Below are 24457 nucleotides of genomic sequence, written 5' to 3'. Positions count from 1 at the left end.
GCCCGATAGCCATAGAGCTTATCGCCGCTCGATAGTCATAGAGCGTATTCGCTCGATAGCATAGAGCTTATCGCCGCTCCATTGTCTTAGAGTTTGTCCGTGATCCATCGCCTTTGAACAAAGGGGATTGATAGACAATTATGTGCTTATCATTACTATCGATCTTGGCTAGCGCGCCCACTTGTCTTAGCTTAGTGCTGATTACAACACAATATCGATTTGTATCGGTGGTGGATACATTAAGGTCATACCTGCGCTCAATGAGCTGTACAGCGCCATCTTGAAGCTTATCTAGTATGCTATCTTCTTGCTTGGCAATCTGAAACTCGATGACAGTATCTATCACATTCTTATCATCAACTTCTTTATAGATGACAATAGCTGCACGGTCTTTAGCTAAGTACACTTTACGCTGCGTAGGCACTCGTAGATTGAGCAATTCTAGGTAGAAAAGACACGTAATTTGATTTTCGTGAGCTGTGGATAAGAAAAACTCCCATGGTGCATAGCTAAGCCAACTATCAATGAATTTGACTAAATCCATACCACCACGGTGGAGCACGCTAAAGACACTATCATCTTGATTGAACGCCTTAACAAAACGCTCAGCATGACAATTCTCAGTCTTAGTATCCTCATCAAATGTTTGGGTAAGAAGATAGGCAAGGGTGTACGCCACCTCGTAATTAGTGATTACTAAGTAGGCTGTGCATCCTTTAACTGTTTTGATGCTCAAATAGCCTGATTGAAGCAAAAACAAGATTGCGTTGTACGCATTAATGGGCTCAACGCTGCTTATGTTCAAAGATAGGTCGCTAATATTAAGTTCTAATAGATGCTCTGTGCCATCATTAACATGTTCAGACTCACCAATATCTAAGCAAAAGAAAGGAAGACGTGAGTCAAGATACGCTTCAAGCACCTGATGCTCTTCAAGCTCTTGACGTTCTTGAGCTTGCATATTCTCAGTATCAAACACTTTGTCAATCAAAAGCTTAGTAATCTTGCTTGAACATAAGCTAAGCATGTGGAACAAAAATGCAGAGGCAGCGCCGGTTATGCTCCAATAAGGCCTAAATTTTCTTTGTGGCGCACTTAGAAACATCGATACACTGACCGGACTAAAGACTCTAATATGAGCATGATCTTCATTTGCCTCATCACTAAACAAATAACCCGCATAATGAAAACGAAGCTGCCTAATTAAAGACTCATGTGAGATGTTTAAGACTTTGCAAGCATGGTGAAGCTCTGGGACAAAATAGTGCTCAATCTCTGAGAGCGTATAACCGCAGCATGTTGCAAAGCGTGGGTCTAAGGAAAGATTAATAAACTGATTGGCGCTTGAGAAAATTGAACTTTGAGCATACGAGGTGATGCCAGTAATAAAGACAAATCTAAAGTTAAGATCTTCGATAGTCGAAAATAGCTCGGTATATACTTGTCTTAGTTCTTCAAAAACTAAAGGATTGCCCAAGTGATTAGTTAGAGGTGCATCATACTCATCGATGAGTAATACAATTTTTTGGGGGTTAAAAGGTCTATCACCATCGCTCAGCTCGCGATGCTCTTTTAAAAAATTCTCGTCGCAAAGCTTATTTACGCACTCTCTAAAAAAGAACTTCAAGATATCGCCAAACTTTCGATCTGCAGGCAAAGTGATGCCAAAGTAGTCAGTATAGCTTGTCAATGAGGAGACGACAGAGGAGCGTAAGTCTTCTGCGCTAGATGGATTAAAGTTGTTCCAAGAAAAGTTAAATACAAAGTAGCGCCATCGGTCATTCCATTTTTTAAAGCAGTCTAATCCTTCACATCCTTGCGTGCCGTTCATGAACAGATGCTTAAGTGTGGATAAGAAAGTAGACTTGCCCATACGTCTTGGTCGCGTTAGCAAATAAGCATTGTGCTCTTTGGCAAGGTCATAGGCTAGGGCAGTCTTATCAACATATACAAAATCGTCATTTATGAGATCTTCAAAAGGATGAAATGATCCTTTGGTAATTAGTCTATGTCCCATAATCCATTACACCTTGCCCTTAAGAAAGGCTAAGAATAGAGTGTATCTTGCCCATCAGAAGGACGCATAATCGAAAGTACCTTGCCCTTGATGAGGACTCATAATTGAAAGTATCTTGCCCTTGATGAAGGTGCATACTCGAAAGTACCTTGCCCTTGATGAGGGGGCATTGGGCAATACACCTGGCTATTTTTGAATAAGCGCTAAGACTTAAATCAATCTGAGCTTTGCTTGCTAGTAGTTTACGCCTATTGTGTGCAAACAGTGGATACCACGCTAGCATTAAGAGCACAAACAAAAGCAGCAACAAGACTAAGTGTATTCTAGAGTCGCTAATATTAAGCTCTAATAGATGCTCTGTGCCATCATTAACGTGTTCCGGTTCACCGGAGAATTATAAAAGCAACGCAAAGGAAACTGCGGAAATCATATTCAGGAGGAAAAAATGTTTGATATCAATGCTCCAATCATTCCATTTGTAGAAATGGGAAATATAAAACTCTATTCTACTATGAAGGAACTCACTCCTATGTTGAATTCCTAAAAAGCACATTCTGTCAAATTAAATGAAAACTGGGTTCGATATGACATCGATAATGTGTTGATGCTCTTTTTTCATATTGGAAACCAAAAGCTATTCAAAATCTGCACACAGTCTGGCTATAAAGGAAAGTTGCTAAATTCCATTTGCACGGAAACTTCCGAAGATGCACTTATAAGTTTAGATCCTGATATTGTGTATGACGATTTTGAGGAAGTATGGGAGTCTCCCAAAGGATATTATATTGAAACTGACGTTGAAACTAGAAAGGCAAGCTGGATCAGCATTTTCATCAAGGAAGTTTTTGATGAGGATTTTGAAACAGCTAATTGGTAAAAAGCATCAAAACTGTATTAATCATATTTGACTGAATATATAAACTTCGTCTCAATTTGGGACGAAGTTCTTTTTTGCGATGATTAAATATCGCTTCGGACCGAATTAATCCGAAGTTGCGTCAGAACTTCCAGACAAATTGTCGGAAAGTGAACCGAAATGTTAGTGACTTAAGGTAGCTGACATGCACGAGCAACTCATTGAGGTTGCAGACTAAACGATGTCTGGCATAAAGCTTATGCATGAATGAAAAAAGGCCGATCAAAGTTGATTTGACCGGCCTTTTTTAAAGCACAAGCTGCAGCTGTATGGAGCTTAGGTGCTTAACTAATTGGTTAAGCTAGGGTTGCTTGCAGTTTTTCAAGATTACTTGCTGTCATCACGCAGCAGAACTGCGGTGCGCAGATCTAAAGGCTGCTCGAAGGCTAAGGATACGAAGTAGCCATCACCCTTAGCTACATCACATGGCTTGCCATGCTTATCAAGCATAGTGGAGCCGTCGACAGTAACTGGGCCATTTGGAGTGTAGATCATGAGCTTTGAAGTAGCTTCAAACTTATTCTTTACGCGAATATTGATGCGGCCGTTTTCTTGTGACTCAATCTTACCGACGATCTGCCACTCACCTGGAGATGGAGCATTGGTCTCGTAGTCCTGCATCTCGTCTAAAGCATTGTTTGGATCGAGCATAGCGGTGGTGTAACCACGAGCAGGAATGGAGTTAACAATACGCCATGACTCATCTGGGATTTCCTGACCCTGTGCAATAGCATCAACAGCTAAGCGATAGGCTCTGGCAATACCACCTGAGTAGAATGGGGAGCGTGAACGACCTTCAATCTTCAGGCTGTCTACACCAATTTCCATTAAGCGCTTAACTACGCTTAAAGCACATAAGTCCTTGGAGTTCATTAGGTAGGAGCCGTGCTCATCCTCCTCCATTGGCATCCACTCGCCCTCACGACGTGAGGTCTCTTCGATCTCAGCACGCAGAGCAGGGCTATCGCGCTCGTCTAATGGATTGATAGAGCGCATTGGGATCTTGCCATCCATAATGGTTTCGCAGGTGGCAGCATCCTCAAGGTGCAGATCTTTAACACGATAGTTCCAGCGGCAAGCATTGTTGCAAGTACCAGTATTAGCGTCACGACGAGCCAGCATTCCAGAGATAAGGCAACGGCCTGAAACTGCAATGCACAGAGCGCCATGGATGAAGACCTCAATCTCCATATCAGGACACTCGTTACGAATCATCTCAATTTCGTTTAAGGAGAGCTCACGGGCTAAAATCACACGCTGTACGCCGAGCTTTTGCCAAAACTTAACAGTACCTGGATTTACAGTATTTGCCTGTACTGATAAGTGCACTGGGATCTCAGGGTGACGCTCTAAGGCCTGATCGATAAGGCCTGGGTCAGCCATAATAAATGCATCTGGCTTTAAGGCAGCAACTTCATCTAAAGCTGGGGTGAAAGCTGCAGTTCTGCGTACGTGTGGAATAACGTTGAGCACAGCAAAGAACTTACGGCCCTTTGAGTGAGCGTAGTTGATACCTGCCTCAAAGTCATTACGAGTAAAGCCATTACCACGTACACGCAGAGACCAGCGAGGAATACCTGCATACACAGCATCAGCACCATAGTCTACAGCCATGTAAAGGTGCTCAAGGCTACCTGCTGGGGCTAAAATCTCAGGCTTTTTAACAATGATGCCGCCCTTAGATAACTCACAACCTGACTGGGCTGCCTCAAGGTATGAGGCTTCAGCATTGTTATCATCGCCGCCACAACCGCAGGAGTTGTTACCGCAACCGCATGAGGACATGGCAGTAGTAGCAAAGTGATGAGTATTGGTTCTGAACTTAAACATATGCGTTATCACCGCTCCAAAGCTTGAGAATGAAAAATGACGCGTCATTGTATACGCATTTAAGTTAAATGCGTCGCTTATTTTTCGCAAAAGTATAGATCATTGTGCCGCACAGTATAGCCCCAAAAGCTACAAAAAAATCCCTAAACACCTAAGCACACCATGAATGCAGCAAGTACGCACGCAAGTGGCTTTAACATACAAATATGGACGCTAGCACGCATACAAGAATGGGCGTAGGAACGCCAGAAAGAAAATAGCCTGACTCTTAAGCCTCATAGGCCTTTTGAAAACAGCAGCATGTAAAAATAGGCATCTGCAAAAAATGGTTAATACCAAGTTCTATGTACTAAGCAAGAGTACACACCAAGCTGCGTGGCATGAGCAAAGCTCTAAATGCAACCATGGGTAAAGCTCTAAATGCAAGTATTGGCAAAGGCGGGCATCTAACAGTTTGGCAATGAAAAAAGCGCCTGACTAAGGAAGGGATGGGCTCTCTTAGTATCAGGCGCTCTTTTGCAAGGAAGTTATTTTGTTGTGTATGGCTTAGCGATCGCAGTCAAAAGCCTTAGTGACGCGATCTACCATATCGGTAAGCACGCTTGCTTCGACGATAAAGTAGCTTTGCATATCCTGAGTCTTGTCCTCAACTGACTGAGGCAGGTTTTGGGATAAGAAAGTGTCATCAATGGCGATGCGCTTGATGGTGAGCTCGTTGTTGAGCACAAAGGAGACGCTATCGTTTAAGTTAAGCTGCAGGTCGGTAATCTGTTTGCCGGCCTTGATATGAGATTGGATCTCACCACAAGTTAAGTCTTCTTTAGAGGCACGTACAGTAGCGCCAGTGTCATCATTGCTCTTTAATACGCAATCGTAGCCAAGCTTAAAGCCCTCTGGTAGCTCATTGCGTGACACAAAAGAGGTTAAACGATCTTCAATAACACAGCGTGGAGAGAAAGCCTTAGCAGGGAAAGAGCCGCCTAAAGCCTTACGTAAGTAGGTAATGGCATTTTCAGCACGCTTAGCAGAGGTTACAGATACGCCTACAAAGCCGTAGCGTGAGTTAACCCACACCATCATCTCGCGACGGCTTGAGAATGCCTGAGCTAACATCTTGTTGGTCAGAGCTGTCTTTAAGGTAGTCTTTTCAGCCTTCTTGAGCGGGCGACCAAGCTCTTCTTCTTTGGCGTCGATCTCATCGAGCAGGGCCTGATTAACAACTGATGTAGGCAGTAACTTGTTTTCCTCTACAAAACGGAAGTAGTGGTTGCCATCATATGAAAAAGAGAAGGCCTCAGTATTACGACCAAATACCGGCGCAAAACCACATGAGGAGATTTCCATTTGACCTGCAGGTCTAAACTTCTCATCAGCAATCAGCTTATCAAGCTCACTTTCATTGCTAAAAATGCTCTTGAGCTTATCGTCTAGAGCAACACAATACAGTCGAACGCTTTTAAATGGCATGGCACTTACCTAATCAACAGCTAAAATAAGTTTTCTTACGGCTGCACATTAGCCGTAAGATTCGGCTTGTCAGTTTAGCCCAATTACTTTCAATTTGCACATCTTGACGCAAATTGCCATCAAAAGAGCATATATAAGCCATTTATAAATGCCATAAGCTTGATACAAGCAAATCTTTTTCTACTCATACTATCTTTGTACAAGCAAAGCCTCTCATTAGCATGCTCAGCGCAATAAGAGAGTATGGCTTTAAAGCACAGCGCAATGACAGGAACTGAAGTTACTTACCACACATATGACCATATGTAGCTTGGCGCTCAAAAACTTATCTCTATAACCATGGGTTTTGTGGAGTGATTGACTTGTGAGATGGTCAAAGCAATCACGAGCTAAAGTGCCTAGCATGTAGAGCCTCGCTTATAGGTCAAAGCTTTGATTAATCAGGGGGCGCGTGCTATAATTAGCTGTTGCTTAAGGTGCTGTGGTTAAGACAAAAATGTGCTCTTTTTATCGAGCTTTTGTAGCTAAAGCCACAAGCCTTGCAGCATAAGTTTACATAAGGCCTTAGTGGCCTTTTGTTTTCTCAGAAGAAAGCAAAGGATCATCATCTTATAACACAGCACGAGCAGTAGCTCTACTAGACCATGTTCTGACCTTTAAGCATCTGTGTCAGTATCCGTTCTACGATAGTGGCTGAAATGTTAAAAGATGATGATCCTTTGCTTGCTCATTACGATGCTTACGCAAGCCAGGTAGAGAGTTTTATGCTCCCAACTGTTTTGCGTAAGCTCAGTGATGGGTATTATGCTTAGAACACTCAACTAGGCCAAAAATGGCCTATATATGCCATGTGAGTTATCGTTTTGCACGCTATGAGCATTAGCCTTAGCATCGCGCTATCATGATGGCATTCTTTAACAAGCACGCTAAAGCACGCAAAAGTTATGTGCGTTGCAAGTGCTCAGCTTAATGAGGCATTACTTAGATAAACCTCGTTGGGCGCATAGTTAAAGAGTTGAAAGATTATCGGATCTAAACAAGGTGTAGTTCATGGTTGATAAGAACCACGATGATGAGCAGTTAACTGCTGATAAGCTTAATGAGCAAGAGCAGCAAGAGGCCTCACAAGAGACCTTAGATGGCGCTCAGAGCAGTGCGGACACTGACAAAGGCGATATGGGCAATGGTGATTACCAAAGCTCCGCTGTTGTCTCAGATGGGCCTACTGTAAAGCTTGAGGATGAGTTAAAGCAGTCTTTTATCGACTACGCCATGAGCGTAATCGTAGATCGTGCGCTGCCTGATGTACGTGACGGCCTCAAGCCAGTACACCGCCGTGTGCTTTACGATATGTACGATCTTAAGATCTGGCATAACGGACCTACTAAAAAGTCAGCCCGTGTGGTTGGTGACGTAATCGGTCGTTTCCACCCTCATGGTGACGCTGCAGTATACGAGACCATCGTGCGTATGGCACAGTGGTTCTCCATGCGTGCTCCTTTAATCTTTGGTCAGGGTAACTTTGGTAACTTAGACGGTGACGGCGCTGCTGCGATGCGTTACACCGAAGTGCGTATGACCAAGATCGCCGAGCAGATGCTGGCTGATATCGATAAGGAAACTGTAAACCGTTACCCTAACTATGACGGTAACGAGATGATTCCTGAGGTACTGCCAACTCGTTATCCAAACTTATTGGTTAACGGTTCTTCAGGTATTGCTGTAGGTATGGCTACTAACATTCCGCCACATAATCTTGCTGAGATTATCGACGGTACTGTTGCCATGCTCGACAATCCTGAGATTACCTTAGATGAGCTCATGGACTACATCCCAGGTCCAGACTTCCCAACTGGTGGTCTTATCATCCGTTCACCTGAGATTAGACGCGCCTATGAGACTGGTCGTGGTCGCTGCTTAATCCGTTCTCGTACTCATACTGAGACTGATAAGCAAGGTCGCACCACTATTTACGTCGATGAAATTCCTTACATGGTCAATAAGAGCACCATCGTTAAGGAAATTGCTGAGTTAGTGCGTGACAAGAAGATCGAGGGCATTGCAGAAGTTAACGATCTGTCTGATAAGGACAATCTCGTACGCATTGCTATCGACTTAAAGCGTGATGCCTATGAAGAGGCTGTGCTTAACAATCTCTTCCAGCACACCTCCATGCAGTCTTCATTCTCATTTAACGTCATTGCTTTAGTGGACAATCGTCCAAAGCAGCTGTCCTTAATTGAGATCTTAAAAGAGTTCATCAAGTTCCGCCGTGAGGTGGTAACTCGTCGTACTGTTTACCTCTTACGTCAAGATCGTCGTAAGGCTTTCTTAGATGAAGGTCTCATCGTCGCTAAGAGCAATATTCAGCGCATTATCGACATCGTAACCTCTGCTGCTAACGCTGAGGATGCCCGTAACAAGCTCATGAGCGAGACTTGGGATGGTGCCTTAGTTTCTTCAGTGATGGAGTACGATGAAAACGGCGTTAACATCTGTCTGCCGATTGGTATTGAGGATAATCGCGGTCTTATCGATGGCCGTTACCACTTATCTGAAGATCAGGCCAAGGCCATCTTATCGCTGCAGTTACACCGTTTAACTCACTTAGCTACTGAAGAGATTCAAAAGGATTATCAGCAGTTAAAGGAGAATATCAAGGGTTACCTTGAGATCTTAAACTCCACTGCACGCATGAATGAAGTTATTCGTGAAGAGCTCTTAGAGGTTCGCAACACTTACCGTGATCCACGCCGCTCTGACTTCATCATTGTCGATGGCATGTTCTCAAAGGCTGATCTTATCAACCGTCAGGCTGTACTCATTACTCTGTCACAAGAGGGTTACATCAAGTACCAAGATCTGTCCTTATATGAGGCCATGAATCGCGGTACTATGGGCAATAGCGCAGCTAAGCTTAAAGAAGAGGACTTTATTGTTACCTCTACTGTATGTAATAGCCATGACAGCGTGATGTGCTTTACTAATCTTGGTCGCTGCTTTATTACCAAGGTTTACGATCTGCCAACCTCTAACAATAAGAGCTGGCGTGGTCGTCCAGTACAAAATCTCTTTGATCTTCCAGAAGGCGAGTCCGTGCGTCGTATTCTGCCAATTACCGAAGATCAAATCGAAATGCTCAAGGCTGGCAATGCAGCCTCAGAGCAAATCTTCATCGTCTTTGCTACTGCCAATGGCGGCGTAAAGCGTATTGCATTAAGTCAGTTTAAGAACCACTTAAACCGTTGCAATTCAACTGGTATTAAGGCTATCAACCTCACTGGTGATGATGAGCTTGTCTCTGTTGAAATTACTCACGGTGAAGATGACATTCTGCTCTTTGCTAACAACGGCCGTATGATGCGTTTCTGTGAATACGTTGATGTTGCAGGTGCAGATAGCTCGTCAGATGATAATGCCGCAGAGGATAACTCCACTGATAACGATGCTCTGACACAAGATACTGCAAGTGCCTCAGACGATGCTGATGAGTCAGGTGATGATGACAATATCTCCGATGCAGAGCGTATTGCTCGTGAGCGTGAGGTCTTAGCTCGTTATCTGCCAGTACGTAAGAGCGGTGGCGGTGTTCGTCCTCGTGGTCGCGCCTCTGGTACTAACAAGGGTATTAAGCTCATGGACGGCGCTAAGCTAGCTGCCATGATCGTAGTTCCTGTTGAGCGCATTGAAGATGAGAAGCTCAACTACCTCATCATTACCGAAAGCGGTATTGGTAAGCGTGGTCGTCTCATCTCACTGCCTGGCAAGGTACGCCGTGGTGGTATGGGTAACTGGGTATGCTCTGCTGCAGCTCGCTCTGAGCGCGTAGTGGGTGTAATTACCGCTGATGAGAGCTCAGATTACTTAATCTTCTCCAACACTGGCTCAGTTCTGCGCTCACGCGTCTCTGACTTAACTGTACGCTCACGTAGCGCCGGTTACCTCAAGCTCAAGCGCTGCACTGAAGGTGAGCTCATTGTAGGCATGCAGGAGATTCCTCCAGCAGTGGTTGCCGAAATCAATGAGTCTGCTGAGGCTCGTGCTGCTGAAAAGCGTCGTGTTGAAAATGGCGAAGATGCTGTAGTAACCGACCCACTTGCAGATGCCACAGCCCAAGATGAGACCAATGCTCAGGCTATCGACACTGCAGTAGATAGCAACGAGGACAATGGTGCAACTGACGCAACTGACGCTCAGAACAACACCGACATCTAGTAATGCTCAGAGTGCCCCATGCAACTAGTCATGGTGAAAACAACACCAGCACCTAGTAAATGGATACAGAATCCAGCATCTAGTCCATGGGGCCAAAACTTCGGCATCTAGTGAACGAATTTACACAGCGTTATAGAGCGCTAAAACAAGATAATGTTCATAGTGTTAAATAGGCAGCCACTCCTTAAGTGTTTAGCTGCCTATTTTTTTATCCACCACAAAAACAAGTAGGAACACATGGCAACTGCAAAAACACACGATCGTGATGCTATCAAAGCAGCGTTGTTAAACCTCGAACAAGTGCTTAGACAAATGGAGCTGTGGGGCGGTGAGCAAAAGCGTCCAAGTGAGAAAGCTTTAAACTCACAATCACCATTTTGTTTAGACACTATTGAGTTTCATGAGTGGCTTGAATACGTACTTATCGACAAGCTCACTATGATGCTTGAGAGCGAGACTGCTCTGCCAGAGAAGATGCTAGTGCACACTTATGCTCAAGAAAAGTATCGTGGTCAGTGGACTAAATACCGTGAACTCATCGGTGCTCTGCATAAGCTCGACGCTCTGATCACCATCGTCGAGGACTAGCTTAACTAACGTAGACTAGCCTCACTTAGCGAGGCTAGCTACCATCACTTAGCGCATCATGCTGCCGCGCCACTAGCTTTCATAGTTCTATCAGGTCTAAAAACACACCCTTCATCTTATCCTCGCTTACAACTTGATCCTATCTGTATAAAGCGGTCCGATGTAACCATCGGTGCTGCGAAAGATTAGGATAGAATGCGCACCATCAGTGCTGCCAAAGCATAAGTATAGAATGCGCACCGTCAGTGCTGCCAAAGCATAAGGATAGAATGCGCACCATCGGTGCTGCTAAAGAATCAGGCACTAGCAAATAGCAAAGAGAAAATAGCAAGTAGCAAATTCGTCGTTGGCCAAACATCAGCTTGCATACGGTGCAAAAGTCTCATGGGTGCTTAACTTATAAGCTGTGGGCTTATAATGGTTGTTGGTAGTGCTTAAGTGCACTAGATTTAGCTCATTCGTATCAAATCACATAGGTTGGAATTATATGGCTTTCATGGACGCTGTTGGCTTTGCTGAGCTGACACTTACCTCAGCTTTTAACTCATCTGTTTCTGAGTTTATCGTTAACAAGCATAAGATCGAACGTTGCTTATCATTCTTAAGCGACGAGCAAAGCAAGGCTGCCTATGAAAGTGAGCTGAGCTTTTTGATGCTGCGTAAGGTTAATCCTGATTTAGCCAAGCAAGTTTCACCTTTTACTAAAGAAGATTGGAAAGCCGTTGCCGATAAGTGGCCTGAGTTCGTTAAATCCGATCGCTGCCCAAAGATGGCTTGTTCTGAGAAAGAGCGCCCATATTTAATCAACATGTTGGTAACTACCTTCCTGTGCGAGCAGTATCGCTACGAAGACAAGGTTAATGTACAAAAGGGCGAAGTCTTTATCGACTGTGGTGCTTGCTTTGGTGATACCGCATTATGGGCCTACAAAAATGGCGCTAAAGAGGTCTATAGTTTTGAGCCAAGCCCATTTAACTTTGAGGTGCTCAAGAACAATATCGCTGCTAACGAGCACGATGTTAACAAATGCCTCAATATGGCAGTAGGCGATAGCCACTCCAAGATCCCATTTGCTGCAGCTCCAGGTATGGCTGGTGCAAGTTACGCCACTGACAAAGGCAATATTGAAGTTGAGTGCGTAACTTTAGATGACTTCTTTGAGCAAAATAAGATTAAGCCAACGTTCTTAAAGCTCGATATCGAGGGCTTTGAATTAGGTGCACTCAAGGGGGCTGCTAAGTCCATCGTTAAGTACAAGCCAAAGCTTACTGTCTGCCTCTATCACAACACCAAGGATATGTGGGAACTGCCTTTATACATTAAGGAATTAGTACCTGAGTATAAGTTCTACTGCCGTAAGAACAATGTAGACAACGAGTTTATCCTCTACGCCACTACCAAGTAGCAAAGCTCCACTCAAAAGCGCAGCCCACACCCAAGCTGCAGAACATCCGCCATGCCATAGCCCCTTGGCCAAACTACAGCACATCTGCCATGCCATGGCCGCCATGGCCAAGCTATGACTTGCTATGTAAGGCATAGCAGCCTTAGCCAAGTTAAAGCTATTTTGTGCACGTCATAGCTCTCCATTGATGCGCACTCAATCGTGGCTTGTTTGCGTGGTGGCTGCTGTGGTCAAATCGCTATGGGGGTGCTTTGAGTAGGTAAACGCACTATAATAGTTAGCTAGGTGGAGTTTATGCCCTTAATTGTGGCAAAACGAGGCCTGTGGTTTAGATAGAGTATCATGCATACTCTTATCAATAGCGACAGCAGTTAGATATCAACTGCTGCTTAATGAGCTCAGTAAGCTTTGGATTGCTGAGTAGTATCTACGTTTTTGAGGTGATCCCATGAGAGTATGGAATTTCAATCCTGGTCCAAGCACCATTCCTGATTCAGTTATGGAGAAAGCTCAAGCTGAGTTTCTCGATTATCAGGGTTTAGGTCTGGGTATTGTCGAGATGTCCCATCGCTCCCCGGAGTACTTAAAGGTAGCTGAGGCTGCTGAGGCTAAGCTCCGTCAGCTCATGGAGATCCCAGATGACTACACCGTTTTATTTGAGCAAGGCGGTGGTCGCGGTCAGTTTGCAGCTATTCCATTAAACTTGCTGCCAGAAGACGGTTTTGCTGATTACTTTGTAACTGGTCACTGGTCACGTAGCGCTTATAAAGAGTGTGCTGAGCGTTTTGGTGATGCACGTCTGCACGAGTGTGTCTTTACCAATAAAGACGGCTACTACGAAGTAGATATGTCTAAGATGCAGGTAACTAAGGGTGCTACCTATGCATACCTGTGCTTAAACGAGACCGTTAACGGCGTAGAGCTCTTTGATCTGCCTGATACTGGCGATGTACCTTTAATTGCTGACTTAAGCTCTAACGTACTGACTCGTCCAATTGATGTACGTAAGTTTGGTGCTTTAGTTTTTGGTGCACAAAAGAACATTGCTCCAGCTGGTCTTACCGTTACCATCGTACGTAAAGACTTACTTGGCAGAGCTCGTAAGTACACTCCATCAGTATTAGACTGGACTGTATTAGATAAGTACGAGTCCATGTTCAATACTCCAAACTCTTTTGCTTGGTACATGGCTGGTTTAGCTTTTGACTGGATTGAGGCTAACGGCGGCACCAAGGGCATGGAAGAGCGCAATATTAAGAAGAGCTCCTTGATTTATGACTATATCGATGAGAGTGGCTTCTATCGTACTCAGGTTGGTCCAAAGGATCGCAGCCGTGTAAACGTAGTCTTTAACTTATTAAATGAAGACCTCAACGCTGAGTTCTTAGCTCAGGCTAAAGAGCGTCACCTCATTGGCCTGAAGGGTCACAAGGTATTAGGCGGCATGCGTGCATCCTTATACAACGCTATGGAGCTTAAGGGCGTAGAAGAGCTGCACAAGTTCATGCGCGAATTTGCTGAGGCTCATTCCTAAGCTCGCCGCGCCATGCTAAGACATGGCTATAAGCTACTGAGCATGCTAAGACATGGCCATATGCTACTGAGCATACTAAAGCTTGGCTATAAGCTACTGAGCATACTTAGACATGGCCATAAGCTACTGAGCATGCTAAGACATGGCCATATGCTACTGTGCATGATGAAGCTTGGCTATAAGGCCACGCAGCACTCTAAGTGTAGTGGCTCATATCTTTAGGCTCAGCAAAGGTCTATTCTGTATAAGGATAGGCCTTTGTTGTTTTTAGGATTGTACCAAGGCATTTTGCGGCGCTCATCGATGCTTGGTCGTGGCTGTATGATTAGCTTTGAACGCGCCGATGATGGCTTTTAAAGCTTATTTTGCGTTTTAGATCCACTTTTGGGGCAAATATCTGTAACTTTAATGGATTTAGTTACACTTAAGCGGTGATCACAATTTTTACTATGTATTAAGTTCAATCGCAGCACGACTTGGCAAAGCTTGTTACAATGCGTTATGGTGTCTTAGGTGCAATCTAGGCCCGTGACCGTGTGGTAGTAAGACAAAGTTTTGTATTGTCCTCAAGTTAATCTATTAATTTTTCTTGCAACTTTATAGATATGTGGATGCTTGAGGTAGTTAAATATAACTTTAGATTAAAGCTAGCTTAAGGCTAGGGAGATGCCATTGCAGGAGATGGCTAAAGAGGTGTCAAATGGACAAGACTCACAACGACGGTGACAAGCGCGACGACGCTCCGCAATTTGCGAACACTGATAGTAAAGTCCTAAATGCGACCTCTGATAGTGTCTCAAGTAAAGAAGAATCTAATGCTATAGCTAATGCTGATAGCACTGCGCATAATAGTTTAGCTGCAGATGACCATGCTTGCGAGGAGCATGCTCATTCACACTGCTCTGATGGCTGCTTAGGCGTTGATATTGATGATGACGAGCTACGTTGTCCAAATAACAATGATATTTGTAAGGCCAATTGCGACCACGCTATAAGCTGTGAGATCGGTATTAAGGTCATCAAGAAGATGGCCGCGTACGAAAAGTCACTCGACCCAGAGCGTAGTGCTGTTAAAGATCGTCATGATCAAATGGCTGATAAGATCTTAGAGCACTGCAAAAATCAAGATCTCCGCCACGAGCATTACAAAGATACTGCTACTTATCATGAAGCTGCAGCAAGTGCAGCTGTGTCATCAGGACAAGTACATACAGACGAGCTCATTGAGACCTCATTTTACGGTCGCGCCTCTAAAGCAGGTGAGGCTCAAAAAATCGATGCTAGTCAAGATTACTACAAGCCTTGGCTTGAGAGTTATCCAAAGGATGTGCCTGAGTTTGTCGATACTCACTTATTCGAAAACCTTGTCGAGCTCTTAGAGAACTCTGTTGAGAAGTATGGCGATAACATTGCCTATCTCAACATGGGCTCATCCATGACATATAAAGAGCTTGGGGCTAAGGTTGATACTTTTGCAGCTTATTTACAACAAGAGCTAGGTTTGGGCAAGGGCGATAAGATTGCCATCATGATGCCTAACTTAATGCAGTTTCCTGTAGCTTTCTTTGGTGCATTAAAGGCTGGCTTGACCGTTAGCAACATCAATCCGCTCTACACTCCACGAGAGCTTAAAAATCAGCTGGAAAACTGCGATGCTACCACCATTGTGGTAGTGGCTAACTATGCAAATGTCTTAGAGCAAATCATTCATGAAACCACAGTGCATAATGTGATTATCACTGAGGTGGGCGATGCTTTAGAGGGTTTTTGTGGCCTTAAAAAGCGCCTGATTAACTATGCAGTGCGCCTTAAGGGCATGGTGCCTAAAACCGATAAGTCGCACTTTGCTATGTCCATTAGCTTTGACAATGCCATGAAGATTGGCAAAGAAAAGCTCAAGCACTTCATGCCAGTGCAGATTAACTATGATGATATTGCGGTCTTGCAATACACCGGCGGTACCACAGGTAGATCAAAAGGTGCCATGCTTTCGCATGGTAACCTCATTGCCAATATTGCTCAGGCTAATGGTATGTATGGCCCGGTCTTGCGTGAGGGTAGAGAGACAATTTTAACTGTCATTCCTATTTACCATATCTTTGCGCTGACCGTGAACATCATTTTATTCTTGTATCTTGGTGGCCAAAATCTCTTAATTACCGATCCGCGCAATATCAAGGCCTTTGCCAAAGAAATTCGTAAGCATCCTGAGATCACCGCGCTTACAGGTGTAAACACCTTATTTAACCTCATTATCTCTAATGAAGAGTTTGCTGATATCAAGTGGCAAAATCTCCATTTAGTCGTTGGCGGTGGTGCTGCAGTGCAATCAGGTGTAGAGCAGCGCTTCTTTGAAAAGACCGGCTTCCATATCTTAGAGGGCTATGGTCTTACAGAGTGCTCGCCATTAGTTGCAGTGTGTCCATATAACGTCGATCACTACACTGGTTCGATTGGTTTAATTGCACCTTCAACCATTGCACGTATTGTGAACTCAGAAGGCAATGAGATTAAAGATACCGAGCAAGAAGGCGAGCTTGAGATTAAAGGCCCGCAGGTAATGCATGGCTATTACAAGTGCGATAAGCACAATGACTACATCTTTGATGATGGCTATGTGCGCACTGGTGATATCGCTAAGTGGATGCCTGGTGGTTATATCAAGCTTATTGATCGCTTAAAGGACATGATTTTAGTCTCAGGCTTTAATGTCTTCCCAAATGAAATTGAGGATGTAGTCAGCCGTTTTGGTCGTGTCTTAGAGTGCGCCGTAATTGGTATTCCATCAGACTCTAGCGGTGAGGCGGTTAAGCTCTTTGTAGTTAAGGCTGATCCAAGCTTAACTGCAGCTGAGGTTAAGCAATACTGCCGTGCTTACTTAACTCCTTACAAAGTGCCACGTATTATTCAGTTTGTAGATACTCTGCCAAAATCACCACTTGGCAAAGTACTGCGTCGCAAGCTGCGTGATATGGAAGGTGCTAATCCGCTTACTGCTGAGCAACAGCTTGCAGCCATTATGGCCGGTAAAGCTCCTCATCCTGACATGGCTATTGCCACTAATGTCATTAACAAGGCCAATAATGTGCTGCGTGAGCGCGAGGCTGCACAAGCTGCAGCTGCAGCCTATGGTGAGGAGGCTATTGATGCTCAAGAGTACGCCAAGTCTGCTCAGGACATAGCTCAGCGTGTTAGTGGCTGGTCAACTAAGACCGCTGCAGCCGTTTCTGGCTATGTAAAGCCTCGTCCATACCACAGCATGCAAGATAATGTGGCAGGACAAGAGAAAAACGCCTACCCAAGCTATGAGCTTAAAGAGGAGAATTTTGGCGCTGCTCCAACCCTTAGAGCCGCTAAGAGTGGTGGTAGTTCCAACAATGCGCTCTTAAGTACGCATCAAGCTGCTGCATCCATTACTGGTTTTGCAGTTAGTGCAAGCCATGCTGACAAGCAAGAGACTAGCTATAGCGAGTATAAGGCCGCATGCGATCAGCAAAACGGTGTTATGCATGCTGCTGCAGCTACAGGTCTAAAACATGATAAGCATGTAGCGCCAGTAACTGAGGCTGAGCAAATTGCTGTAGCCGCAGAAGAGGCATTAGAGCTTGCTAATACTCAAAAGAAGAGTGCGGGCGCTTTAGCACTCGAGCAGCTCTTATCTTCACATGGCGATAACGGCGTGCATGCTGCCACTGAGACACCAAACATCCACAAGATGAAGCATCACAGTGCGCACCTGCGTAAACATGCCATTACGCGCGAGCAGCTTGATAAGTATATCGAGTCTGAAAAAATTGACCATAAGGCCCAAGCAAAATCATAAGCAGCATAGCTAGCTGCCATGCTTAGACCAAAACAAAAAGCCCAGCATTAGCTGGGCTTTTGTCTAATCAGATGCACCTTAAGCATTTAACAAAACACTTACGCATGCGCACAATCACTTGCTCATGCAGGCTCGCAGGCATGCGCGGAGGAACGAAGCCATTGTGCTTGGATGCTCTGGGCATTTGGTATTGCTAATCGTGTTACTTAGTATGGCCAACCCTTGTTGTAGATAGAATCGATCTTGTAGGTTGAGACGTCTTTATCCATTAGACCTGCAGTGGATGGCTCGCTAAGTTGAACTTTAAAGCAGTCTTGGAAGTTTTGTGAGGTAGTCTTAGCAAGCTCAAGAGGAGAGACGCCCTTAAAGTCAGCAATAAACTCTAAGGTATAGCGTACGAAAGCTGGCTCATTATCCACACCGCGCACTGGCACAGGGGCTAAGTATGGGCAGTCAGTCTCAACCATCATGCGATCAAGTGGTACATATTTGATAACTTCACGGACATTGTCTGCAGCCTTAAAGGTGGCAATGCCGGAGAAAGAAATATAGAAGCCTAAATCGAGGCACTCACGAGCCATCTCAACTTCATCGCAAAAACAATGCATTACACCACCGCACTCACGAGCATTATGCTCACGCATTAAAGAGACAGTGTCATGATGCGCTGCACGGGCGTGAATGATAAGTGGCTTCTTAACGTCGTTAGCAAGATCAATTTGTCTTGCAAAGCTATCAAGCTGCATGTCGCGAGTATTTTCAGCATAGAAGTAATCAAGGCCGGTCTCGCCTAAGGCAATGCACTTGTCATCAGTTAAACACTTTTTAAGCTCTTCTTCAGTCCAGTTTGGTGCTTCTTCAAGATTAAGCGGGTGAATGCCGCATGAATTGTAAATGCCATCAAATGGCTTGATGACATTCATCATGTGCTCGTAATCTTCAATAGTGCAAGCCACAGAGAGCATGTGGGTAACACCGCAAGCGCGTGCGCGAGTCAGTGCCTCAGCTAAGCTCTTTGGGCCTTTAGAGCCCTCAAAGGTCAGTGATGCAAGGTGGCAGTGCGAATCAACAAGAAATGGCATTTAAACCTCGGCAAACAAAAAACTCACGTTCAGCGCAAGCTACATCATCAACGCCTCAATAGTCTCCCCATAACAAAGTAAACCATTAAGGCAAGCGGGCATCTAAGAGTCAAGCGCGTCCAATTAGCAAAGACACAAGTGCGTCCAATCAGCTAAAGCACAATCGCATCAAATCAGCTGCGACGCGATGGCGTCAAATCAGCAAAACACAAGTGCGTCAAATTAGCTAAGACACAAGCGTGTCAAGTCAGCTCATCAAGCAGCGCCGCTTAGCAATAGGCGCATATTATAGCGCACGGGGCTTACTTAAGATCGTTTGCCGCAAAATCAGCATATAGACCTGCATATTTCTTTGCCGCAGCATAGCTTGGTCTAGTAGCAGATAAGCTAAGCAGCGCATGAGTAAGGATAGAAAGTCTTGCGCCACTAGGTTATCGCAAGTGCGGCGGGTGAGAGTGAGCTTGTTTGCGGCAAAGTACTCGTCACTAAGATGGGTATTAGTTGCATTGGCATTTTGTGATCGAATTGAGTGGTGCTTTGAGGGCAGTATAGCCGCATTGCTTGCAAATTGTTGCATACTATAATTAGCTCAAGAGCTTAGTTTTAGTGCAGAGTTTTTGGGGTACTTGCGCAAAATTGTCTTATGAATGGTAATTAAAATATCTAAATGTGCGCTATGCTTAAATTGCCAAATGCGATACTTATCAGTAAGTCATAAAAGTATGCGCTGACAGTTAGTTTAGTTTTGTCGGTAATAGGTAGCCAAGGGTCTTTTGTGTTAATCTAGTGCAACCATAGTTAGTTATAGATAACCTTTAGTAAAAAATAGTTTATACTTTAATATAGGATAAAAAGTTCTGTATCTAGTTAGTAAGCAGAACTAGTACCTACAGCTTAATGTAGGCAATAAGATTATTTGAGGTTCCATGAGCTTACTCAAATCACTGATTCCAGCGAAGACCAAGGCCAACTATATCGTAAGTCAGGTCGAGGTAGCTTCGCTTATTCCAGGGCGCTTGCGAGTTATCTGCAAGGCTCTCAAGACGGATGCTGATTTAAGACCTCAAGTTGAAGAGCAGCTTCAAAGCGTTGGTGCCATTTCGTCATACAAGATTAACGACATTACAGGATCAGTCCTGATACATTATGAAACTGAAAAGGTAAGCAAAGATAAGTTTTTAACAGAGCTTCTCTTGCTTGCTCACGAAAAATTACACAAGGCGAGGGCATAGCATGTCAGATTTAGGAATCGTACTAGGCATTAAGGCCGGTTCATCTATTCGAAGAATCGTTGGAGCGTTATTTGGTGGTGAGGGCAATGGACTTATCATCGCTCACTCCATTGTAGGCCGCCGTCGCTACACCTCTAAAGCCTTAAAAAACTTAGGTGCTGAAGGTTGCAAGAGCGTAGAAGAGGCCATTAGTGCTGTTGAGTACATCACCTCATGTAAGGTCAATCCAATTACTGGCTCGCTTACCGCAACTTACACTTGCTCGGAGAGTGAGGCCCGTGACTTCTTTGAAAGCCTCTCTCACTACTTAACTGGTGAGCATGCTCAGCACGAAAAGAGTTTAATTCCAAGCTCCATGATTGGTGCTTCTAACCGCATCAATGATGAGGCTCGCGCAGCTATCGACAATTTAAAGCAGTTCTTAAACCACACTGAACCGCTCTTCTTTAGCCGTGTCATTGGTATGGCCTTTATTGGTTACGGTGTTTACCGCATCGTAATTAGTGGCGATCGTCCATCAGCCACTCAAGTCTTGTTCTGGGGTATGGGACTGTTATTACGTCAATCCCACCGTGATGTGGCAACAGAAAACAAACAAGACTAATCGCACTTAATATTTTCTCCCGACACAAGATCATTACTTCAAAACTAAAACAAAGACAGCAGTTTCACCGCTCTTCCCCCAAAAAGAGGGTAGCACCAACAGCATTGCAGCTTATTAATTTCAAAAGAGCCAAGTCTTTTGCCATTAGCAAAGAACAGCTGCCGTGCCGAGCTTAGGGAAAAAAAGCCCAAAGTCAAAAGCCAAGGCCAAAAGCTAAGGGCTAGAGGCCATGGAAAGGCCCTCTAGGCTTCCCCAATTTAAGCCTAGAGTGGCTAGCTACCAACAATTGCTGTGAAACTAAGTTATGTAGCCAAGCAACAGCGCTCCATACACTCAGCACAACTGCACAGTCGCATGAGCGCCATTGCTTGGTACATCGCTTACTAGCTGTAGGCACAAGGCTAAGGCTAAGGCAAAAGCTTAGATGAGCAAAGTGTGTCTTTGAGGAAAGATGGTAATGATGCGTAGGCTCTACGAGTACTATCTGATACAAGCCTTCATGGCTATGGCCTTGAAGGTACTCGTAAGTTACGCAACAGCAGCTGTCATTTGGTTCTTATGTATCCAAAGCTCGCTGCTATGTTTTTTTATTGCTGCGGGAGTTTGTAGAGGCAAATATGCAAGTTGTCGCTTATAAGGTTCCAACTTTAGAGCACTCTTTAGATGCTGCTCGGTTGGAGGCAAAACTCCGTGCCTTAGATGGTGTTAAATCAGCCTTTTACTCAAAGGCAAACTCCATGGTTAAGGTACAACTGTCTGATGGGGGTTCACGTCTTGCCATTCAAAAGGCGCTGTACTCCAATATCATCAAAGATTTAATTGGCAAAGCAGGTAGTGCTATTGCGGTGGCAGGTGATGCTTTTGCTGTCACTGGCCATACTTCAAGTGCGGCTGCCCCACAATCTAAGAGAGGATTACTCTCCTCATTGGTCAGTGCTGTAGTTGGCAATAACTCCTCTGAGAGCAAGGGCGATGAGATTTCACGTGAGTACGAAGAGCACAAGCGCGGTGCCATTAGCTCATTGCTCTGCTTAGGTGCTTTTGAGCTTGTCCGTCGCGTCAATCCAACTTTATATACCGCCACCTCATGGCTGCGCTCGGGTCTTATCTTATGGATGTCACGCGATCTGTTGAATTCCGGTATTAAAGAGGCCGTTGCTCAAAAGCGTCCTAATGCTGAGACCTTAACCGTGACCGCTATTGCGGCTTCTATTGCTGCAGGTAAGCCTGAGTCCTCTTTAAGCTTATTAGCTATTTCGCACTTTGCTGAGGGCTTAACAACTTTAGCTGCTAAGCGTGCCCGTAAGAACATCTCCGATTTAGTGTCACTAGACACTCAAGAGGTATGGCTACCTGATGCAGATGGCTTTGAGCGTAAGGTGTCAGTAGACTCCATCAGCCCAGGCATGACCGTATGTATTCACAATGGTGAAAAAATCTGTGTTGACGGTGAGATTATCCACGGCTCAGCTGCTGTAGATCAGGCAGCCATCACCGGTGAATCTGCCCCAGTGTCCAAGCAAGTGGGCGATAAGGTTTTTGCTGGTACTAATATTCGTCTAGGCGATATCAAGGTCAGAGTTGAGAAAGTAGGTGATGACACCTCGCTTGCTCGTATCGTGCATATGGTTGAGGATGCGCACTCCCGTCGTGCTCCAATCCAAAACTATGCAAACCGCATGGCCGCATCTTTAGTGCCGGTGTCCTTTATTGCAGCAGCCGTAGTGTATCTGGCCACTAGAGATCTGCAGCGTGTGTTAAACATGCTCTTTATTGACTTCTCATGTGGTCTCAAGCTCTCTACTGCTACTGCCATGTCAGCTGCTATTTCACGTTTAGCTAGCGATGGCATTTTAGTTAAGGGCGGTAGCTTCATTGAACAGGCTGCTTCTGTGGATACTGTGGTGTTAGATAAGACTGGCACCATCACCAAAGGCCGACCAGAGATTAACCACATCGCCGTTACATCTAAGTATGACGAAAAGACCGTCTTAGCTTTAGCTGCAGCTGTAGAGGCATATTCATCCCACCCAATGGCCATTGCAGTACTTGAGGCGGCTAAAGAGCGCAATATAGTCTCTCCACGTAATCTTGAAACTCGCAATGTGATTGCCCGTGGTATTGAGGCAGATATTGAGAGTTACGGCTCCTTCCCTGGTGGTGAGGTTATCGTCGGCTCACGTCGCTTCATGGCCGAAAAGGACATTAGCGGTGTAGCTGAGTTTGAAGAAAAGCGTAGTAGCGCTGCAAGCTCATTTATCTATGTAGCTGCTAATGGCGAGCTTATCGGTGTAATTGAGTCATCTGATCCAATTCGTCCTGACTTTAAGCGTGCTATTAACCGTCTGCGCTACTCAGGCGTAGATGAGATCGTCATGCTCACCGGTGATAACAAGACCACAGCCAGCCAGATCGCAAAGTCACTTGGCCTAGATCGTTACGAGGCTGAGGTTATGCCAGAGGATAAGGCTGGTTTTGTCACCGATGCGCAACGTCGCTCTTCGGTATTAATGGTAGGCGATGGCGTTAACGATGCGCCAGCACTTGCTTATGCCGATGTGGGTGTAGCTATGGGCTCAGGCTGTACTGATACTGCTATGGAAACAGCGGACGTCACTATCAATAGTGAAGATCCATTAAAGCTGCCAGAGTTCATCTCTCTTGGCAAGCGCACCATGCGTATTGTGCAGCAGAACTTTGCAGCCACAGTAGCCATCAATACTGCTGCGATGACCATGGGTGCTTTAGGTTTTATCAACCCATTGTTCTCATCCATTATTCATAACGCCTCAACCTTAGGCGTAGTGCTCAACTCCACCCGTCTCTTGCGCAAACAAAAGACCCGTGAGTAACACCATGCTGCTAGCAGCATCATTGAGTAAAACCATAATGCATAGCAGCATCATAAAGCGCCGCGCCATGCATCACCGCCAGTGCAAGCTAAAGCCTAATGCCAAGCTAAAGCTAAAGGAAAAGCAAGCCATAGACCTCTTAGCTAGGTGGCGTATGCAACAGAATAGTTAGTCTACTGCTTTGCAGTAGCTACTTTTGGACGCAAGTCCGCCATTTGCTGTCACGTTAGTGGCAGTTCTAACCGTCTACAGCAAGATCTCTTTACTTAGCTGTAGGCACAGGGGATATACATGATCGATCGAAACATTTTCATCGGCCTGGCAGCAGGTATTGTTGCTGGTGTCGTAGGTTACAAGATCTATGAGCAAAACAAGGAGTCTATTGACTCACGTTTAAAGAACCTTGGCATTTGCCCACAAGATCAGAGCAAAGACACTGGCTCTTGCCAAGAGAGCAGCGCTTGCAGCTCCATGACTCTTGAAGAGCTTGAGGCTCAAAAAGAGCGTCTTGAGGACTTAATCGCTGAGCAGAAGGCTCAGATGGAAGCTGCTACTGCTCAGGCTGAAGCTAAGTAAGCTTTAGCTAAATTAAGATGCTCAGAAGAACAGGCTAGACCTTATCTTTTGAATCTAAGTTAAATCAACAAAGGAACTATCAATGTTCACCTTGCTTTCTAACAAGACCTTTCTTGCCGGTGTTGCGGTTGGCTTTGTAGCTGGCTATGCTGCATATCGCTATATGAATACCGACGTTAAGAACGGTGACAAGGCTACTGTTGCCAAGGAAATCTTAGGCTTAGCTGCTAAGGTTGGCGGTGTTGCTGTTGCTGGTCGTGCCTGCGGTATGGGCATGGGCATGATGCGCAACAAGCAGTAGTTAACGACTCAACTT

General features: G+C 44.9%; 14 protein-coding genes. 10 read left to right on the top strand and 4 right to left on the bottom strand.

Annotated elements, in window-relative coordinates:
- Nucleotides 1–67: 67 nt before the first annotated feature.
- From RDO37_RS09475 to RDO37_RS09465, 3 genes are all read right to left on the bottom strand, one after another.
- Nucleotides 68–2017 carry an AAA family ATPase gene (locus tag RDO37_RS09475; RefSeq protein ID WP_308498906.1) on the bottom strand — a complete coding sequence of 650 codons (1950 nt, stop codon included), beginning with the start codon at nucleotides 2015–2017 and terminating at the stop codon, nucleotides 68–70.
- A gap of 1243 nt (nucleotides 2018–3260) precedes the next feature.
- Complete coding sequence (locus tag RDO37_RS09470) at nucleotides 3261–4763, bottom strand: U32 family peptidase C-terminal domain-containing protein (RefSeq protein WP_169726168.1); 1503 nt, start codon at nucleotides 4761–4763, stop codon at nucleotides 3261–3263.
- A 546-nt stretch (nucleotides 4764–5309) separates the two neighbouring features.
- Nucleotides 5310–6230, bottom strand: coding sequence for a recombination-associated protein RdgC (locus tag RDO37_RS09465; RefSeq protein WP_027940497.1), 921 nt, complete (start codon nucleotides 6228–6230; stop codon nucleotides 5310–5312).
- A gap of 1050 nt (nucleotides 6231–7280) precedes the next feature.
- On the opposite strand from RDO37_RS09465, the gene gyrA reads away from it, so the two are divergent.
- The 5 genes from gyrA to RDO37_RS09440 all read left to right on the top strand — a co-directional run bounded on the left by gyrA (nucleotide 7281) and on the right by RDO37_RS09440 (nucleotide 17795).
- Nucleotides 7281–10445 carry a DNA topoisomerase (ATP-hydrolyzing) subunit A gene (gyrA, locus tag RDO37_RS09460; RefSeq protein WP_308498905.1) on the top strand — a complete coding sequence of 1055 codons (3165 nt, stop codon included), beginning with the start codon at nucleotides 7281–7283 and terminating at the stop codon, nucleotides 10443–10445.
- A gap of 237 nt (nucleotides 10446–10682) precedes the next feature.
- A complete protein-coding gene (locus tag RDO37_RS09455; RefSeq protein WP_308498904.1) occupies nucleotides 10683–11033 on the top strand; it encodes a YqcC family protein in 351 nt (116 codons plus the stop codon).
- Nucleotides 11034–11520: 487 nt separating this feature from the next.
- Nucleotides 11521–12438, top strand: coding sequence for an FkbM family methyltransferase (locus RDO37_RS09450; protein WP_308498903.1), 918 nt, complete (start codon nucleotides 11521–11523; stop codon nucleotides 12436–12438).
- A 448-nt stretch (nucleotides 12439–12886) separates the two neighbouring features.
- Nucleotides 12887–13972 (top strand): 3-phosphoserine/phosphohydroxythreonine transaminase, encoded by a 1086-nt coding sequence (serC, locus tag RDO37_RS09445; RefSeq protein WP_308498902.1) that lies wholly within the window; start codon nucleotides 12887–12889, stop codon nucleotides 13970–13972.
- Nucleotides 13973–14672: 700 nt separating this feature from the next.
- Nucleotides 14673–17795, top strand: coding sequence for an AMP-binding protein (locus tag RDO37_RS09440; RefSeq protein WP_308498901.1), 3123 nt, complete (start codon nucleotides 14673–14675; stop codon nucleotides 17793–17795).
- 206 nt (nucleotides 17796–18001) lie between these two features.
- Here the strand turns inward: RDO37_RS09440 and RDO37_RS09435 are convergent, their stop codons facing one another.
- A complete protein-coding gene (locus RDO37_RS09435; protein ID WP_027940494.1) occupies nucleotides 18002–18877 on the bottom strand; it encodes a TatD family hydrolase in 876 nt (291 codons plus the stop codon).
- Nucleotides 18878–19803: 926 nt separating this feature from the next.
- Here RDO37_RS09435 and RDO37_RS09430 point away from each other — a divergent pair.
- From RDO37_RS09430 to RDO37_RS09410, 5 genes are all read left to right on the top strand, one after another.
- The gene (locus RDO37_RS09430) at nucleotides 19804–20109 is read left to right on the top strand and encodes an HMA2 domain-containing protein (RefSeq protein WP_308498900.1); all 306 of its coding nucleotides are present in this window, start codon (nucleotides 19804–19806) and stop codon (nucleotides 20107–20109) included.
- A 1-nt stretch (nucleotide 20110) separates the two neighbouring features.
- Nucleotides 20111–20713, top strand: a complete 603-nt coding sequence (locus RDO37_RS09425) for an HMA2 domain-containing protein (protein ID WP_027940492.1) — start codon at nucleotides 20111–20113, stop codon at nucleotides 20711–20713.
- Nucleotides 20714–21330: 617 nt separating this feature from the next.
- Nucleotides 21331–23565 carry a cation-translocating P-type ATPase gene (locus tag RDO37_RS09420; protein ID WP_308498899.1) on the top strand — a complete coding sequence of 745 codons (2235 nt, stop codon included), beginning with the start codon at nucleotides 21331–21333 and terminating at the stop codon, nucleotides 23563–23565.
- A gap of 291 nt (nucleotides 23566–23856) precedes the next feature.
- Complete coding sequence (locus RDO37_RS09415) at nucleotides 23857–24141, top strand: hypothetical protein (protein WP_027940490.1); 285 nt, start codon at nucleotides 23857–23859, stop codon at nucleotides 24139–24141.
- Nucleotides 24142–24223: 82 nt separating this feature from the next.
- Complete coding sequence (locus tag RDO37_RS09410; protein ID WP_281709910.1) at nucleotides 24224–24442, top strand: hypothetical protein; 219 nt, start codon at nucleotides 24224–24226, stop codon at nucleotides 24440–24442.
- The last annotated feature ends 15 nt before the right edge of the window (nucleotides 24443–24457 follow it).

Source organism: uncultured Anaerobiospirillum sp., from assembly GCF_902485895.1.
Classification (GTDB): domain Bacteria; phylum Pseudomonadota; class Gammaproteobacteria; order Enterobacterales; family Succinivibrionaceae; genus Anaerobiospirillum; species Anaerobiospirillum succiniciproducens.
This window is presented reverse-complemented; position numbering and strand designations above follow the sequence as displayed.

Bases quoted from the DNA above. Each gene is read 5' to 3' on its own strand.
- RDO37_RS09415 (WP_027940490.1), top strand. From the start codon at position 23,857: ATGATCGATCGAAACATTTTCATCGGCCTGGCAGCAGGTATTGTTGCT.
- RDO37_RS09470 (WP_169726168.1), bottom strand. From the start codon at position 4,763: ATGTTTAAGTTCAGAACCAATACTCATCACTTTGCTACTACTGCCATG.
- RDO37_RS09465 (WP_027940497.1), bottom strand. From the start codon at position 6,230: ATGCCATTTAAAAGCGTTCGACTGTATTGTGTTGCTCTAGACGATAAG.
- RDO37_RS09455 (WP_308498904.1), top strand. From the start codon at position 10,683: ATGGCAACTGCAAAAACACACGATCGTGATGCTATCAAAGCAGCGTTG.
- RDO37_RS09420 (WP_308498899.1), top strand. From the start codon at position 21,331: ATGCAAGTTGTCGCTTATAAGGTTCCAACTTTAGAGCACTCTTTAGAT.
- RDO37_RS09440 (WP_308498901.1), top strand. From the start codon at position 14,673: ATGGACAAGACTCACAACGACGGTGACAAGCGCGACGACGCTCCGCAA.
- RDO37_RS09475 (WP_308498906.1), bottom strand. From the start codon at position 2,017: ATGGGACATAGACTAATTACCAAAGGATCATTTCATCCTTTTGAAGAT.
- gyrA (WP_308498905.1), top strand. From the start codon at position 7,281: ATGGTTGATAAGAACCACGATGATGAGCAGTTAACTGCTGATAAGCTT.
- RDO37_RS09430 (WP_308498900.1), top strand. From the start codon at position 19,804: ATGAGCTTACTCAAATCACTGATTCCAGCGAAGACCAAGGCCAACTAT.
- RDO37_RS09450 (WP_308498903.1), top strand. From the start codon at position 11,521: ATGGCTTTCATGGACGCTGTTGGCTTTGCTGAGCTGACACTTACCTCA.
- RDO37_RS09425 (WP_027940492.1), top strand. From the start codon at position 20,111: ATGTCAGATTTAGGAATCGTACTAGGCATTAAGGCCGGTTCATCTATT.
- RDO37_RS09410 (WP_281709910.1), top strand. From the start codon at position 24,224: ATGTTCACCTTGCTTTCTAACAAGACCTTTCTTGCCGGTGTTGCGGTT.
- serC (WP_308498902.1), top strand. From the start codon at position 12,887: ATGAGAGTATGGAATTTCAATCCTGGTCCAAGCACCATTCCTGATTCA.
- RDO37_RS09435 (WP_027940494.1), bottom strand. From the start codon at position 18,877: ATGCCATTTCTTGTTGATTCGCACTGCCACCTTGCATCACTGACCTTT.